We start from the raw sequence: 16180 nt of genomic DNA on the forward strand, positions 1-16180 counted from the left end.
TCCCTTTCCGAATTCAAGGAGTTAAGACATGGCATCCGGTGTAAAACCCCGCGTCAAGGTCCCGAAGAAAGCCGCTGCTGGCGAAGCCGTCACCATCAAGACGCTGATCAGCCACAAGATGGAAAGCGGCCAGCGTAAGGACAAGGAAGGCAACGTCATTCCGCGTTCGATCATCAACCGTTTCACTTGCGAGTTTAACGGCGCCATGGTGATCGACGTCACGATGGAACCGGCGATTTCCACCAACCCTTACATTGAGTTTGAAGCCACCGTGCCTGAAGCAGGCGACTTCAAATTCACATGGTATGACGATGATGGATCCGTCTACGACACGGCGAAGTCGATCAAGATCGCCTGATCCTTTCCGGATCTCAAAGGCAAGCGTCTCGTCCGCCACTCCGGCGGGCGAGGCGGATACCCAAGGGAGGATATGGAATGAAATATAAGGCACTCACTGCCATTGCCACCGTGCTGGCCCTGCCGATGGCCGCCTTCGCCGGCGCAGACGACGACACGCTCGTGGTGAACGAAGAGATCGAAATGGTCACCAAGACTGCGGCTCCGGCTGCAGTCGCTGACGCATTGGACGAAGTCATGTCTGGCTGGCACTTCCGCTCGGACGAGACCCAGGCCCTGCAGATGGACGATTTCGAAAACCCCGCGATGGTCTTTGTTGATCAAGCAATGGACAGCTGGGAAACCGTCGAAGGATCCGAAGGCAAGTCCTGCGCGTCCTGCCACGACGATGTTGCCGACAGCATGAAAGGCGTGCGCGCAGTCTATCCCAAGTGGAACGAAGAAGCTGGCGAAGTCCGCACCCTGGCCATGCAGATCAACGACTGCCGCGAAAACCAGATGGGCGCCGACAAGTGGAAATACACTGGCGGTGACATGGCGTCGATGGAGGCTCTGATCTCTGTCCAGTCGCGTGGCATGCCCGTCAACGTTGCCACCGATGGTCCGGTTCAGGCGATGTGGGAAAAAGGTAAGGAAATGTATTACACGCGTACCGGCCAGCTCGAGCTGTCCTGCGCGAACTGCCATGAAGACAACTATGGCAACATGATCCGCGCCGACCACCTGAGCCAAGGCCAGATCAATGGCTTCCCGGCCTACCGCCTGAAAAACGCCAAGCTGAACACAGTTCATGCCCGTTTCAAAGGCTGCGTACGTGATACCCGCGCCGAAACCTACAAGCCCGGTTCGCAGGATTTCGTCGCACTTGAGCTTTATGTCGCTTCGCGCGGCAACGGCCTGTCGGTCGAAGGACCGTCTGTCCGTAACTAAACCCGGAACGACCCCGTGCCAGTTCATGGTGCGGGGTCTTTCGTTCTTTCAATATTCACGCATGCGAATATGTCGTATGTTTACACAGGATATCAGAGTACCATGATCTCGCGCCGTGATTTTCTGCAGGTTTCGATGGCCGCCTCTGCCCTGGTCGGGGCATCTGGTTTTGGCAATTGGGGGCGTCTTGCGGCGCAGCAAAGCCTGACTCAGGATCAATTGCTGGAGTTTGATACCTTCGGCAATATCAGCATCATCCATGTCACCGACATTCATGCGCAGCTGAAACCGATCTATTTCCGTGAACCCTCGATCAACCTCGGGGTGGGCGCGAACAAGGGTCAGGTGCCGCATATCACCGGTGCCGACTTCCGCAAGGCCTATGGCATCGCGGATGGCAGTCCTTCCGCTTACGCGCTTACCTATGACGATTTTTCCTCCCTCGCCAAAGGATACGGGCGCGTAGGCGGTCTGGACCGCATGTCGACAGTGATCAATGCCATCCGTGCGGATCGGCCTGATGCGCTGCTGCTGGACGGCGGTGACACCTGGCACGGCTCCATGACCTGTCACAAGACCGAAGGTCAGGACATGGTCAACGTGATGAACGCGCTGAAACCGGATGCGATGACCTTCCACTGGGAGTTCACGCTGGGCTCTGACCGTGTGAATGAGATCGTCGAAGGTTTGCCCTTTGCCGCGCTGGGGCAGAACATCTTTGACTCGGAATGGGACGAACCGGCCGAGCTGTTCAAGCCGTACAAGTTCTTCGAACGCGGCGGCGCCAAGGTCGCCGTCATCGGTCAGGCCTTCCCCTATATGCCCATCGCGAACCCCGGCTGGATGTTCCCGGAATACTCGTTCGGGATCCGTGACGAGCATATGCAGGAGATGGTGGACGAAGTGCGCGCAGCAGGCGCCGATGTGGTGGTCTGCCTGTCGCACAATGGTTTCGACGTGGACAAGAAGATGGCCAGCGTTGTCACCGGTATCGACGTGATTCTGTCGGGCCACACCCACGATGCGCTGCCCGAACCGGTGCTGGTGGGCACGACCCACATCATCGCCTCCGGTTCCAACGGCAAATTCGTCTCCCGCGTGGATCTGGACGTGCGCGATGGCCAGATGATGGGTCTGAAGCACAAGCTGATCCCGATCTTCTCGGATGTCATCGCGCCCGATCCTGTGATCTCCAAGCTGATCGACGAACAGCGCGCGCCGTTCAAAGCCGAGCTGGAAGAGGTGATCGGCCAGACCGACTCGCTGCTCTATCGCCGCGGCAACTTCAACGGCACCTGGGATGATCTGATCTGCGACGCGCTGCTGAGCGAACGCGAGGCTGATATCGCAATGTCGCCCGGCGTGCGCTGGGGCCCGTCGCTGGTACCGGGTGACGACATCACCCGCGAAGACATCTGGAACGTCACCTCGATGAGCTATGGCGCCGCCTATCGCAGCGAGATGACCGGTGAATTCATCAAGGTGATCCTGGAAGACGTGGCTGACAACATCTTCAACCCGGACCCGTATTACCAGCAGGGCGGCGACATGGTGCGCATCGGTGGCATGGGCTACCGCATCGACATCACCAAACCGCAGGGCGAACGGATCACCGAGATGACGCTGCTGAAGAACGGTGAGGCGATCGATCCGGCGAAGACCTACATGGTCGCAGGCTGGGCCAGCGTCAACGAAGGCACCGAAGGTCCGCAGATCTGGGACGTCGTCGAAAACCACATCAAGAAAATGGGCACCGTAACGGTCAACCCGAACAACTCGGTCAAGGTGGTCGGCGCTTAATCAGCGCCGCCGCCTGACGGGCAAATTTTGCGCCGATGAGGCCCTGCCAGGGCACTCATCTAAATATGGAGGCATGAACAAGATGAGCGATAATTCAAAGGGTTTCACCCCGTCGCGCCGTCAGTTTCTGGCGGGTGCGGCTGCGGCCGGGGCCGGATCTGCGGTTGCTGGTGCGGCCCAGGCGGCCGGGCCTGACCCGCTGATCACGGAAGTCCAGGAATGGGCCAGTGGCCTGGGTGATGGCGTCGACGCCACCCCGTATGGTCTTCCGATCAGCTATGAATCGGATGTGATCCGCCGCAACGTGGAATGGCTGACCGCCGATACGATTTCGTCGATCAACTTTACCCCGATCCATGCCCTGGATGGCACCATTACGCCGCAGGGTTGTGCGTTCGAACGTCACCACTCGGGCGCGATCGAGTTGAAGAAAGAAGACTACCGCCTGATGATCAACGGTCTGGTCGACACGCCGCTGGTCTTCTCCTACGCCGATCTGGAGCGTTTTCCCCGTGAAAACCGCGTCTACTTCTGCGAATGCGCGGCGAACTCGGGTATGGAATGGGCGGGTGCCCAGCTGAACGGTGCCCAGTTCACCCACGGCATGATCCACAACATGGAATATTCCGGCGTCAGCCTGCGCACGCTGCTGGAAGAGGCCGGTCTGGATGCTGCAGGCGATCTGAAGGACAAATGGGTCTATGTGGAAGGCGCCGATGCCTCCTCTAACGGCCGTTCGATCCCGATGGACAAGGCGCTGGACGACGTTCTGGTGGCTTTCAAGGCCAACGGCGAAGCCCTGCGCAAAGAGCACGGCTATCCGGTGCGTCTGGTCGTTCCCGGCTGGGAAGGCAACATGTGGGTCAAGTGGCTGCGTCGCATCGAAGTCACCAACGGCCCGGTTGAATCCCGCGAGGAAACCTCGAAGTACACCGACACGCTGGCCGACGGCACCAGCCGCAAATGGACCTGGGAAATGGATGCGAAATCCGTTGTCACCAGCCCCAGCCCGCAGTCGCCGATCACCCACGGCAAGGGTCCGCTGGTCATCACCGGTCTGGCCTGGTCCGGTCGCGGCCACATCACCGGCGTTGATGTCTCCATTGATGGCGGCAAGACCTGGAATGAGGCCCGCCTTGCGGCGCCCGGAACCGATAAGGCGCTGACGCGCTTCTACCTCGATATCGACTGGGACGGTCAGGAAATGTTCCTGCAAAGCCGCGCCCGCGACAGCTCGGGCTATGTGCAGCCGACCAAGACCCAGCTGCGCGACGTGCGTGGTCTGAACTCGATCTATCACAACAATTCCATCCAGACCTGGTGGGTAAAGGCAAACGGAGAGGCGGAAAATGTCGAAGTTTCCTAATCTGATCGCAGCAACAGCAGTGGCCACCGCCTTGGCGGTGCCTGCCTATGCAGAGAAATTCGGACTGGGCCGCCCGGCGCTGCCCGAAGAGATCGCTGCGTGGAACCAGGACGTCAGCCCCGATGGGACCGGCCTGCCCGAAGGTTCCGGTGATGTCTTCACCGGCGAAGAAATTTTTGCCGAACAATGCGCTGTCTGCCATGGCGATTTCGCCGAGGGCGTTGGAAACTGGCCGAAACTGGCGGGCGGTGCCGACACGCTGGACCACGAGGACCCGTTGAAGACCGTGGGTTCCTACTGGCCGCATCTGTCGACCACCTGGGATTACGTCAACCGCTCGATGCCGTTTGGCGCGGCGCAGACGCTGGAACCGGATGAGGTCTATGCCATCGTGGCCTATATCCTGTACTCCAACGATCTGGTGGATGACGAGTTCACCCTGTCGAACGAGAACTTCCTGGATGTGGAAATGCCCAACGCGGATGGCTTCATCGTCGATGACCGCCTGACCTCCGAAGCGCATTTCTGGACCGACACGCCTTGCATGGAAAACTGCAAGGACAGCGTGGAAATCACCATGCGTGCGGCGGTTCTCGATGTGACCCCAGACGAAACTGGCGAAGTCCCTCCGGCGGAAACCGGTGAAGCCGTGGTTGAAGAGGCCAAGGCGGAAGAGCCTGCCGCCGCTGAGCCGGTGGAAGAGGTTGCCGCGCTGGACCCTGAACTGGTTGCAGATGGCGAAAAGGTCTTCAAAAAGTGTAAGTCTTGCCACCAAGTGGGTGACAAGGCCAAGAACAAGACCGGTCCGGTTCTGAACGGAATCGTTGGTCACGCTGCTGGTGCTGTGGAAGGCTTCCGTTATTCCAAGGCCATGAAGTCGGCCAATGAAGACGGTCTGGTCTGGACCGAAGAAGAGCTTTCTGCCTTCCTGGCAAAGCCGAAGAAATACATGAAAAAGACCAAAATGTCCTTTGCTGGGCTGAAGAAAGACGACGACATCGAAGCGGTCATCGCCTATCTGAAGTCCTTCGGCGGCTGATGGTCTGACGGCCATATGGTTCTGGCGTTGCCGCTCTACATGGGGCGGCGGGGCCGGGCAGTCCACCTGGCAACACATTTCTGAAAACAGGCGCGGATCGCTTCCGCGCCTGTTTTTTATTGCCGAACAGGATTGATTGTCGGCTGGGTCGCTGTGGTTCGCGCATCCGCGAACAAGGCATAGGAATTTACTATGATTGCTATCATTAAAAATAACTTATTTTTATCACGCGGATTTGTTAGAACGTTTCTAGGTTAAGGGAGGGAGGCCTTTAGGGCTGCGGATCCGATCTGCGTTTCTGCACTCCACGCAAAGGCTCTTCTCCTGACAGACACTTGTCCTTCTGGAATGGCCCATTCCGGGGCAGGTGTCGCGCCACGACGACAGAAACGTAGCAATAATCGGAGGAAAAAATGGACGGCAATGATATTCCCAGCGGCAAATGCCCGGTGATGCACGGCGGCACAACCACCTTTGGCGCGCGCGTCAACAGCGATTGGTGGCCGAACCAGCTGAACCTGCGGATCCTGCATCAGAACAGCGCAAAGTCCGACCCGATGGGGCAGGCCTTTGATTACGCAGAAGAATTCAAGAAACTCGACCTGAAGGCGCTGAAGAAAGACCTTTATGCACTGATGACCGACAGCCAGGACTGGTGGCCGGCGGATTACGGTCACTATGGCGGTCTGTTCATCCGCATGGCCTGGCACAGCGCAGGCACCTACCGCACCGGCGATGGCCGCGGGGGCGGTGGCACGGGGCAGCAGCGTTTTGCGCCGCTGAACAGCTGGCCGGATAACGGCAACCTCGACAAGGCGCGTCGCCTGCTGTGGCCGATCAAGCAGAAGTACGGCAACAAGATCTCCTGGGCCGACCTGATGATCCTTGCGGGCAACTGCGCGCTTGAGGACATGGGCTTCAAGACCTTCGGTTTTGCCGGTGGCCGCGCTGACGTGTGGGAGCCGGAAGAGGACATCTACTGGGGCGCCGAAGACGAATGGCTGGCGACCTCTGATACGGAAAACAGCCGTTATTCTGGCGATCGTGAGCTGGAAAACCCGCTGGCCGCCGTGCAGATGGGCCTGATCTACGTGAACCCGGAAGGTCCTGACGGTAACCCGGACCCCATCGCCTCGGGCCGCGACATCCGCGAAACCTTTGCCCGCATGGCGATGAACGACGAGGAAACCGTGGCGCTGACCGCTGGTGGCCACACTTTCGGCAAGATGCACGGCGCGGGCGATGCCGCCCATGTGGGCGCCGAACCCGAAGCCGCGCCGATGGAGGCGATGGGTTTTGGCTGGCTCAGCAGCTACAAATCCGGCAAGGGCCGTGACACCATCACCTCGGGTCTGGAAGGCGCCTGGACGGCGAACCCGATCAAATGGGACAACGGTTATTTTGACGTGCTGTTCAAATACGAATGGGAAAAGGTCAAAAGCCCGGCCGGTGCCTGGGTCTGGACTCCCAAGGACATCCAGGAAGAGGATATGGCGCCGGATCCGGAGGATCCGTCCAAGAAGGTTCCGATCTTCATGTCCACTGCCGACATGGCAATGCGCATGGACCCGGCTTATGAGAAGATCTCGCGTCGTTTCCACGAGAACCCGGACGCGTTCGCAGATGCCTTTGCCCGCGCTTGGTTCAAGCTGACCCACCGCGACATGGGGCCGAAATCGCGCTACCTGGGCGATGAGGTTCCCGCCGAAGATCTGATCTGGCAGGATCCGATCCCTGCCGTGACCCATCCGGTCATTGGTGAGGCGGAAATCGCCGAACTGAAAGAGAAGATCGCGGCTTCGGATCTGACCATCCCTGAGCTGGTTTCGACCGCCTGGGCCTCGGCCTCGACCTTCCGTGGGTCGGACAAGCGGGGCGGTGCCAACGGTGCCCGTATCCGTCTGGCGCCGCAAAAGGACTGGGAAGCCAACCAACCCGAACAGCTGGCCCGTGTTCTGGGCGTGCTGGAAGGGATCCAGGGCGACTTCAACGCAGGCCGCAGCGATGGTAAACAGGTGTCGCTGGCAGATCTGATCGTGCTGGGTGGCTCGGTTGGTATCGAGCAGGCTGCAAAGAAGGTTGGGCAGGACATCACTGTGCCTTTCACCCCCGGACGCGCGGATGCAACGGCTGAGCAGACCGATGTTGAATCCTTCGAGGTGCTGGAACCGGTGGCTGATGGTTTCCGCAACTACCAGAAGACGCAGTTCACTGTTGCGCCGGAAGAGATGATGCTGGACCGGGCGCAGCTGCTGACGCTGACGGCGCCGGAAATGACGGCACTTGTCGGTGGCCTGCGGGTTCTGAACACCAACGTCGGGCAGACTGCCCATGGTGTTTTCACGGATAAGCCTGAAACCCTGTCGAACGACTTTTTCGTCAATCTTCTGGACATGTCGACCGAGTGGAAACCCACCTCGGACGAGGCACAGGAGTTCGAAGGCCGCGACCGCGCCAGCGGAGAGGTCAAATGGACAGCCACCCGTTGTGATCTGGTCTTTGGCTCCAACTCGCAACTGCGCGCCCTGGCCGAGGTCTATGCCCAGGCGGACAATGGCGGAAAATTCGTCAATGACTTCGTGGCGGCCTGGACCAAGGTGATGAACGCAGATCGCTTCGATCTGGCCTGAACACGGCTTTTTGACCTGTCCGCAAAACAACCAACGCCCCGGCAATTGCCGGGGCGTTCTTACTTGGGCGCCGGGCATCAGCCCGTTGGGTGTCAGGACCAGCCTTTACGGAAGAAATGCGGGCTGGCACCGAATTTGCGTTTGAACTGGCGGGAAAAATGCGTGGTGCTGTTGAAGCCCGAAGCCAGCGCGATCTCGGTCACCGACATCGAGGTTTCATTCATCAGGGCAAAGGCATGGCTGAGCCGCATATCGCAATAGACGTGCATCGGGCTCTGGTTCAGGTAGCGGGCAAAAAGCCGCTCCAGCTGGCGTCGGGAGATATCCAATCGGGCGCAAAGATCGCCGATCTGAAGCGGTTCTTCGATCGCTTCTTGCATCAGCTGCAAGGCGTTCAGCAGACGTTGGTTGCGGCTGCCGATGGCAACCGCGAAATTCGACTTCTGCGGCGCGGCCTGTCCGCCGGAGCGGGCATGCAGGCACATGTCGGCCACGATAATGGCCAGCTGTTTGCCGTGGCGCGCTTCAATGAGGCTCAGCATCAGGTCGGTCGCGGCATTGCCGCCGCCGCAGGTCATCAGGGGGCCCGAAACCTCGAATGTATTGGCGGATGGGGTCAAGCGCGGAAATCGTTCGATGAACCCCGGCTGGTTTTCCCAGTGCAGGGTGAATTTCTGATCCTTGATCAGCCCGGCCTGCGCCAGTGCAAACGCGCCCGTGCAGATGCCACCGATGGAGCGGCCAAAGCGGCTTTCGCGGCGCAGCCAGTTGAGCGTGGCCTCGCCAGCGGTGCTTTGGGGTTCGACCCCGGCACAGACAAAGCCAAGACTGTCGGCGGGCAGGGGGCGCAGGGGCATGTCCGGCGTGATCATCATCCCGTTTGAACACCGGATCGGTTCGCCATCCTCGGTCATCACGAACCAGCGATAAAGCCGCGTGTTGGTGACCTGATTGGCGATCCGCAGAGGTTCGATTGCGGCTGCGACGGGCAGCATCGTCGCCTTTTTCAGCAGCAGGAAATAGAAATCCTGCGGTTCCCCTTCAAATGGCACGTCCAGCTTTGCCGCCGCACCTTTTTGAACGAAGCTGTCATCTGTCATGGCATGGATCCGCCGCCGGGAGTGTCTCTGTGTCTTAAGCCAGAGTTTTGCAGGCAGGCCGGGGAATTGCGACCGGGGATTCGCGAATAGCGACCTGCTGGCCCGGGGTGCGGAACCGGTCGCAGGAGGAGCGGCAGGACGGGCGCAGGCAGTTTAAATTCGCATACCGCCCCTTGCAGGCCTTTTGGGCGAGCACTAAGACTCAGGTAACAGTTGGTCCGATATGATGGCGGACATAATTCAAAGCAGGCAGGTCCTAATGATTGATCCGACAGAAACATACATGAACACTCTGGTGCCCATGGTGGTTGAACAGACCAGCCGGGGTGAGCGCGCCTACGATATCTTCTCGCGCCTGCTGAAAGAGCGTATCATCTTCCTCAACGGTCCGGTTCACGATGGGATGAGCTCGCTGGTCGTGGCGCAGCTGCTGCACCTTGAGGCGGAAAACCCGTCCAAGGAAATCTCGATGTATATCAACAGCCCCGGCGGTGTTGTGACCTCGGGCCTGTCGATCTACGACACCATGCAGTACATTAAACCCAAGGTCTCGACCCTGGTGATTGGTCAGGCGGCCTCGATGGGCTCGCTTCTGCTGACCGCGGGTGAGCCCGGCATGCGCTTTTCGCTGCCCAACAGCCGCGTGATGGTACACCAGCCGTCCGGCGGGTATCAGGGTCAGGCGACCGATATCATGATCCACGCCGAGGAAACGCTGAAGCTGAAGCGCCGCCTCAATGAAATTTACGTGAAGCACACCGGCCAGGAATACGAGCAGGTCGAAAGCGCGCTGGAGCGTGACAATTTCATGTCGCCCGAAGAAGCCAAGGCCTTTGGCCTGATTGACGAAATCGTCGAAAGCCGCAGCAAAGGCGACGACGAAACCAGCTAAGCCCGGTAGATCAACTGGGTGTGTGCCCCTATCCCTTTGGGGCACACTTTGACATTGTGACCGCTTGAGCAGTGTCTTAAGCTGTCAAAAAGGCGAAGGGGGCTGACGGCTCTTTTTCGGCCCGAGCGGACTGAAAGGTAGATCATGGCAACGAACTCAAGCGGCGACAGCAAGAACACGCTTTACTGTTCCTTCTGCGGCAAAAGCCAGCATGAGGTGCGCAAGCTGATTGCAGGACCGACCGTGTTCATCTGCGACGAATGCGTCGAACTGTGCATGGACATCATCCGCGAAGAAACCAAGGCGTCGGGGCTGAAGGCCACCGATGGCGTGCCCACGCCCAAGGACATCTGCGAGGTTCTTGACGATTATGTGATCGGTCAGGCCACGGCAAAGCGGGTTCTTTCGGTGGCGGTGCACAACCACTACAAGCGTTTGAACCACGCGCAGAAAACCGCCAGCGATATCGAACTGGCGAAATCAAACATCCTGCTGATCGGCCCGACCGGCTGCGGCAAGACGCTGCTGGCGCAGACGCTGGCGCGCATTCTGGATGTGCCCTTTACCATGGCTGACGCCACCACGCTGACCGAAGCCGGTTACGTGGGCGAGGATGTGGAGAACATCATCCTCAAGCTGTTGCAGGCGTCGGAATACAACGTCGAGCGCGCTCAGCGCGGCATCGTCTATATCGACGAGGTCGACAAGATCACCCGCAAGTCGGAAAACCCCTCGATCACTCGCGACGTATCGGGCGAGGGCGTGCAGCAGGCGCTGCTGAAACTGATGGAAGGTACCGTGGCCTCCGTTCCGCCGCAGGGCGGGCGCAAGCATCCGCAGCAGGAATTCCTGCAAGTGGACACCACCAATATCCTGTTCATCTGCGGTGGCGCGTTTGCCGGTCTCGACCGGATCATCGCGCAGCGCGGCAAGGGCTCTGCCATGGGCTTTGGCGCCGATGTGCGTGACAATGATGACCGCGGCGTAGGCGAGATCTTCCAGGATCTGGAACCCGAAGATCTGCTGAAATTCGGCCTGATCCCGGAATTTGTTGGCCGTCTGCCGGTTCTGGCAACGCTGGAAGATCTGGATGAGGACGCGCTTGTCACCATCCTGACCAAGCCGAAGAACGCGCTGATCAAACAGTACCAGCGCCTGTTCGAGCTGGAAGACACCGAGCTGGACTTCACCGACGAGGCGCTGATGGCAATTGCCAAGAAAGCCATCGAACGCAAAACCGGTGCCCGGGGCCTGCGCTCGATCCTCGAAGATATCCTGCTCGACACCATGTTCGAATTGCCGGGCATGGAGAACCTCACCAAGGTAGTCGTGAACGAGGAAGCGGTGACATCGGATGCGCAGCCTCTGATGATCTACGCTGACGAAAAGGAATCCGCATCGGCCGGTTAACCCGCTGATGTGGATCGCATTTGCGCTGTTGCGTGGAGGGGCGAACGTCATTTTGACGTTCGCCTTTTTCTATGGGGTTTGGGATTCAATACAGAGAGGGTCATTTCATGACGATCAAACGCATTTCATCCGGCGGTGAATTTGAGAAAAAGGTTGGCTATTGCCGGGCCGTTGTGGCGGGCGGTTTCGTGCATGTCGCAGGCACCGTGGGGCAGGGAGAGGATGTTGTCTCTCAGTGCCGCTCGGCGCTGGATATCATTGCAAAGGCACTGGCGGAGGCTGGCGCTTCCTTTGCCGATGTGGTGCGGGTGAACTATTACCTGCCGGACCGGGCTGAATTCGATGCCTGCTGGCCGATGCTGGCCGAAACCTTTGGGGATAATCCCCCCGCTGCAACCATGATCGAATGCGGGCTGATCGACCCGAAGTATCGGATTGAAATCGAAGTTACGGCCCTTCTGCCCCAGTAAGCCTGGGATCGTGCCAATTCCTGCCATGCTGTTAGCCACAGGGTGGCAACCCACTGGACCTCGCGCCGAAAGTACGCCATATCAGGGGCAACATTTTCGGAGGCACCCATGGGAATCCTGAACTCTCTTCTGCGCGCTGTGACCTGGTGGAACGGCTCCACGCTCAACACCGCTATCTACACCCGCCGCAAAGGCATCAAAGTGGGCGAGGATGACGCGGGCAATGTGTTCTACCGCAATGCCGATGACAGCCGCCGCTGGGTCATGTTCAACGGCGAGGCCGAAGCTTCGCGTGTCAGCCCCGACTGGCATGGCTGGCTGCACCGGACCTTTGACGAGGTGCCGAGCGACAAGCCGCTGGCGCATAAGACCTGGGAAAAACCGCATCAGGAAAACCTGACCGGCACCGCGCTGGCATATGCTCCGGCCGGATCGATCCGCCGGGGCGGTGAGCCTGAGCGGCGCAGCGACTACGAGGCCTGGGTTCCCGAGTAACCCCTGACATCTTTGCGATGTCAGCTGACGACAAATAACGATTTAGGCAGGCGATATGTCCCATAATACCACAGAGGTTCTGGCCGGTGGCGTTGTCGTTGCGGCGGCGCTTGCCTTTGCCGTCTACGCTGGACAGGCTGCGGGCCTGTCGCGCGGCGGGGCTGGCTATCCGCTCAGCGCCTCTTTCCGCTCTCTCGAAGGGGTCACCGTCGGCACCGATGTGCGGCTGGCTGGGGTCAAGATCGGCACCGTCACCGGGGTCGAGCTGAACCCGCAGACCTTCCGCGCCGATACCAGTTTTACCGTGGACAATGGCATCGTGATTCCCGACGACAGCTCTGCAGTGATCTCCTCCGAAGGGTTGCTGGGCGGTAACTTCGTCGAGATCATGCCCGGTGGTTCGCCGCTGAACCTGGAGGCCGGGGAGGAGATCCTCGACACTCAAGGCGCTGTTAGCCTGATTTCGCTTCTGGTGAAATTCGTTTCCGGAAGTGGTGGAGAAGACCAGTGACGCACCTCGCGGCCCGGCTGCGGACTGTCAGATCGGCGCTGCTTTGGGGCTGCGCGGTTTGTGCCGGGTTCGGCCTGACCGCGATGGATGCCGCGGCGCAGGCGGTGATTACGCAGGAGCTGTCAGAACAGGATCAGGCGGCACAAGAACAGGCCGCATCGGGCTCTGCTGCCGTTTTGCGCGGCCTTGATAAGGTCAACGGGCGCACGGTGGATGCCGAGATCCCCGTCGGTGGCAGCGCAGAAATCCTGGGCCTGATCGTGACTTTGGGCGAATGCCGTTATCCTGCTGACAACCCGACCGGCGATGCCTATGCCTTCCTCACCGTGCGCAGCCCGGCCAATGGCGAAGTCTTCTTTGAAGGCTGGATGATCGCCTCAAGCCCGGCGCTGAATGCGCTGGATCACAATCGCTATGACGTCTGGGTCATCCGCTGCAAAAGCGAGTGAGGCGTCGGTGTTTGCGGGCGGGTGAAATCACCGCTCCCTTCCATGGCATCGCGCAACTGCCGCCGATAGGCCGCACGGCTGATCTCGATCGCGCCTAGTGAGGCCAGATGATCGGTCAGGAACTGAGTGTCGCACAGAACAAATCCGCCCTGCCGCAACCGGTCCACCAGGTACGCCAGCGCCACCTTTGATGCATCCCGTTGGCGCGAGAACATGCTTTCGCCAAAGAACGCCGCGCCGAGCGACACCCCATAGACGCCTCCAACCAGTTCATCGCCATGCCGTACCTCAAGCGAATGCGCATGGCCGATCCGGTGCAGGTCCATATAACGGTCGAAAATCTCGCCATTGATCCAGGTATCCGGGCGGTCGGCGCAGCCCGCGACCACACCAGCGAAATCGCGGTTGATGGTGATCGAAAAGCCGCCGTTGCGGATGCGCTTGGCCAGCGAGCGGGAGATGTGAAACCCATCCAGAGGCAGGATGCCGCGCCGTTTCGGATCAACCCAGAAGATCTCCGGATCGTCGCGGTGTTCTGACATGGGGAAGACGCCAACGGAATAGGCATGCAGCAAGAGTTCGGGCGTAAGGCTCATGCGGGTGCCCCCGGGGGCTTTGGTGGCTTCGGTCGTCTTGGTGGCCTTTTCCTTATTGGCAGGCCCTCAGGCGACAGGGCGGGCATGGACGCGCCCCGTCGCAATCATTTGCATCCCGGCCCTCAGGCGGGCAGGTTTTCTTCCAGCCAGTGCTCCAGCCAGTGGATGTCATAATCCCCGGCCAGAACGTCACGCTCCTGCAGCAGGGCGTGGAACAGCGGAACGGTGGTGTCGATGCCATCGACGATCAGCTCACCCAGCGCGCGGCTGAGACGCGCCAGCGCCTCGGGCCGGTCGCGGCCGTGCACGATCAGTTTCCCGATCAGGCTGTCGTAATAGGGCGGGATCGAATAGCCGTCATAGAGCGCCGAATCCATCCGTACACCCAGACCGCCCGGCGCGTGGAACGCGGTGATCTTGCCGGGACAGGGGGTAAAGTTCGGCAGTTTCTCAGCGTTGATCCGCACTTCGATGGCATGGCCGTTGATCTGCAGATCGTCCTGACCAAAGGACAACGGCTGACCCGAGGCAACGCGGATCTGTTCGCGTACCAGATCGACACCGAAAATACCCTCGGTTACCGGATGTTCCACCTGCAGGCGCGTGTTCATCTCGATGAAATAGAACTCGCCGTCCTCGTAAAGGAATTCGACCGTACCGGCGCCGGAATAGCCCATCTTGCCAATAGCATCGGCGCAGATCTTGCCAATACGGGCGCGCTCTTCCGGGCTGATCGAGGGGCCGGGGGCCTCTTCGAAAACCTTCTGGTGGCGTCGCTGCAGCGAGCAGTCACGCTCGGCAAGATGCAGACCGGTGCCCTTGCCGTCGCCAAAGACCTGAACCTCGATATGACGCGGCTTCTGGAGGTATTTCTCCATATAGACTTCGTCATTGCCAAAGGCTGCCTTGGCTTCGGAGCGGGCGGTGGAAAAGGCCATTTCGAGCTCGGCTTCGTCCTTGGCCACCTTCATGCCGCGTCCACCGCCACCAGCGGTAGCTTTGATGATCACGGGATAGCCCATGTCGGCCGCAGCGGCCTTGGCCGTGGCCAGATCCGGCACACCGCCTTCGGAGCCCGGCACCACGGGGATACCCAGTTCCTTGGCGGTTTCCTTGGCGGTGATCTTGTCGCCCATGATGCGGATATGCGCAGCCGAGGGGCCAATGAAGGTCAGCCCGTGATCCTCGACGATCTGCACGAAGTTGGCGTTTTCCGACAGGAAGCCATACCCGGGGTGAATCGCCTGGGCGCCGGTGATTTCACAGGCCGAGATGATCGCCGGGATCGACAGATAGCTTTGGTTGCCGGCGGGCGGGCCGATGCAGACCGACTCATCTGCCATGCGCACGTGCATCGCATCGGCATCGGCGGTGGAATGCACCGCGACGGACTGGATGCCCATCTCTCGGCAGGCCCGGATCACGCGCAGGGCGATCTCGCCGCGGTTGGCAATCAGGATCTTGTCAAACATGCTGGATCCTTACTCGACGATGACCAGGGGGGATCCGAACTCCACGGCGGCGCCGTCTTCGACCAGAATGCGCTTCACCGTGCCGGATTTCGGCGCGGGGATGTGGTTCATCGTCTTCATCGCCTCGACGATCAGCAGAGTATCACCCTCTTTGACGCTGTCACCGACCTTGATGAAGGAAGGCGCGCCGGGTTCGGGCTGCAGATAGACGGTGCCGACCATGGGCGAGGTCACCGCGCCGGGGTGGCTGGCGGGATCTTCTGCGGCTTCCGGTGCCGGAGCTGCAGCGGCTGCTGCCGGGGCCGGTGCGGCGGCAGCGGCCGGTGCCGCTGCGATCGTCTGCACCGGGGCAGGGGCGGCGGCGATTTGCCGTGAAACCCGCACGTTCAGGCTGTCATCTTCACCGTAGTCCCGTTTGACCTGCAGTTCGGTCAGGTCGTTTTCGCGCAGCAGTTCCGCCAGCGCCTTGATGAATGCCACGTCAGCTTCGTGAGATTTTTCTGTCATTTTGTCCTCAGCCGGTTCCGACAGGCCTGCGAAGATGTCGCAGGCTGGAAATTAGAGCGCTTATAGGCCAAGCTTTACCACAAGGAAAGCGCTGCCGATCATGCGCGGTCTATTAGCGCCAACATGGGGGCGTCGCGCGGGATTCGCAATTGCAGA

At 60.0% G+C, this 16180-nt stretch carries 16 protein-coding genes; 12 read left to right on the plus strand and 4 right to left on the minus strand.

All coding sequences use genetic code 11. The annotated features are described in order from the left end of the window. Positions 1-28: 28 nt before the first annotated feature. The 6 genes from soxZ (at position 29) to katG (ending at position 8122) form a co-directional block, all read left to right on the plus strand. Positions 29-358 (plus strand): thiosulfate oxidation carrier complex protein SoxZ, encoded by a 330-nt coding sequence (soxZ, locus tag SM763_RS12880; RefSeq protein WP_065270568.1) that lies wholly within the window; start codon positions 29-31, stop codon positions 356-358. Between the two features lie 77 nt (positions 359-435). Continuing rightward, positions 436-1287: a sulfur oxidation c-type cytochrome SoxA gene (gene soxA, locus SM763_RS12885; protein WP_368998775.1), complete on the plus strand. Its 852-nt coding sequence runs from the start codon at positions 436-438 to the stop codon at positions 1285-1287. Between the two features lie 102 nt (positions 1288-1389). Beyond that, positions 1390-3087 carry a thiosulfohydrolase SoxB gene (gene soxB, locus SM763_RS12890; RefSeq protein ID WP_274829019.1) on the plus strand — a complete coding sequence of 566 codons (1698 nt, stop codon included), beginning with the start codon at positions 1390-1392 and terminating at the stop codon, positions 3085-3087. Between the two features lie 82 nt (positions 3088-3169). Further along, positions 3170-4453, plus strand: a complete 1284-nt coding sequence (soxC, locus tag SM763_RS12895; protein ID WP_065273489.1) for a sulfite dehydrogenase — start codon at positions 3170-3172, stop codon at positions 4451-4453. Next, complete coding sequence (locus SM763_RS12900; RefSeq protein WP_065270565.1) at positions 4437-5492, plus strand: c-type cytochrome; 1056 nt, start codon at positions 4437-4439, stop codon at positions 5490-5492. The genes soxC and SM763_RS12900 overlap by 17 nt, the downstream gene beginning before the upstream one ends. Positions 5493-5905: 413 nt before the next feature. After that, positions 5906-8122 (plus strand): catalase/peroxidase HPI, encoded by a 2217-nt coding sequence (katG, locus tag SM763_RS12905; protein ID WP_368998776.1) that lies wholly within the window; start codon positions 5906-5908, stop codon positions 8120-8122. Between the two features lie 92 nt (positions 8123-8214). Here the strand turns inward: katG and SM763_RS12910 are convergent, their stop codons facing one another. Then, positions 8215-9222 (minus strand): GlxA family transcriptional regulator, encoded by a 1008-nt coding sequence (locus SM763_RS12910; protein WP_065270563.1) that lies wholly within the window; start codon positions 9220-9222, stop codon positions 8215-8217. Between the two features lie 259 nt (positions 9223-9481). Here SM763_RS12910 and SM763_RS12915 point away from each other — a divergent pair, with 259 nt between their 5' ends. The 6 genes from SM763_RS12915 (at position 9482) to SM763_RS12940 (ending at position 13449) form a co-directional block, all read left to right on the plus strand. Then, positions 9482-10114 (plus strand): ATP-dependent Clp protease proteolytic subunit, encoded by a 633-nt coding sequence (locus SM763_RS12915; RefSeq protein WP_368998777.1) that lies wholly within the window; start codon positions 9482-9484, stop codon positions 10112-10114. Between the two features lie 144 nt (positions 10115-10258). Then, on the plus strand, positions 10259-11524 hold the full coding sequence (gene clpX, locus SM763_RS12920) for an ATP-dependent Clp protease ATP-binding subunit ClpX (protein ID WP_368998778.1): 1266 nt from the start codon (positions 10259-10261) through the stop codon (positions 11522-11524). A 107-nt stretch (positions 11525-11631) separates the two neighbouring features. Further along, positions 11632-11994, plus strand: a complete 363-nt coding sequence (locus SM763_RS12925) for a RidA family protein (RefSeq protein WP_274829027.1) — start codon at positions 11632-11634, stop codon at positions 11992-11994. A gap of 108 nt (positions 11995-12102) precedes the next feature. After that, positions 12103-12489, plus strand: a complete 387-nt coding sequence (locus SM763_RS12930; RefSeq protein WP_065270558.1) for an NADH:ubiquinone oxidoreductase subunit NDUFA12 — start codon at positions 12103-12105, stop codon at positions 12487-12489. A 55-nt stretch (positions 12490-12544) separates the two neighbouring features. Then, positions 12545-13000 (plus strand): outer membrane lipid asymmetry maintenance protein MlaD, encoded by a 456-nt coding sequence (mlaD, locus tag SM763_RS12935; protein ID WP_065270557.1) that lies wholly within the window; start codon positions 12545-12547, stop codon positions 12998-13000. A gap of 83 nt (positions 13001-13083) precedes the next feature. Continuing rightward, positions 13084-13449, plus strand: coding sequence for a DUF2155 domain-containing protein (locus SM763_RS12940; RefSeq protein WP_065273488.1), 366 nt, complete (start codon positions 13084-13086; stop codon positions 13447-13449). Here the strand turns inward: SM763_RS12940 and aat are convergent. From aat to accB, 3 genes are all read right to left on the minus strand, one after another. Further along, positions 13413-14045 carry a leucyl/phenylalanyl-tRNA--protein transferase gene (gene aat, locus SM763_RS12945; protein ID WP_347508770.1) on the minus strand — a complete coding sequence of 211 codons (633 nt, stop codon included), beginning with the start codon at positions 14043-14045 and terminating at the stop codon, positions 13413-13415. The two genes, SM763_RS12940 and aat, sit on opposite strands and share 37 nt — an antisense overlap. A 122-nt stretch (positions 14046-14167) precedes the next feature. Further along, positions 14168-15517: an acetyl-CoA carboxylase biotin carboxylase subunit gene (gene accC, locus SM763_RS12950; RefSeq protein ID WP_065270555.1), complete on the minus strand. Its 1350-nt coding sequence runs from the start codon at positions 15515-15517 to the stop codon at positions 14168-14170. A gap of 9 nt (positions 15518-15526) precedes the next feature. Continuing rightward, complete coding sequence (accB, locus tag SM763_RS12955; protein WP_065270554.1) at positions 15527-16024, minus strand: acetyl-CoA carboxylase biotin carboxyl carrier protein; 498 nt, start codon at positions 16022-16024, stop codon at positions 15527-15529. Positions 16025-16180 lie beyond the last annotated feature (156 nt).

It is taken from the genome of Pseudophaeobacter sp. C1-32P7, from assembly GCF_041008775.1.
In the GTDB taxonomy this organism is placed as follows: domain Bacteria; phylum Pseudomonadota; class Alphaproteobacteria; order Rhodobacterales; family Rhodobacteraceae; genus Phycobacter; species Phycobacter gallaeciensis_A.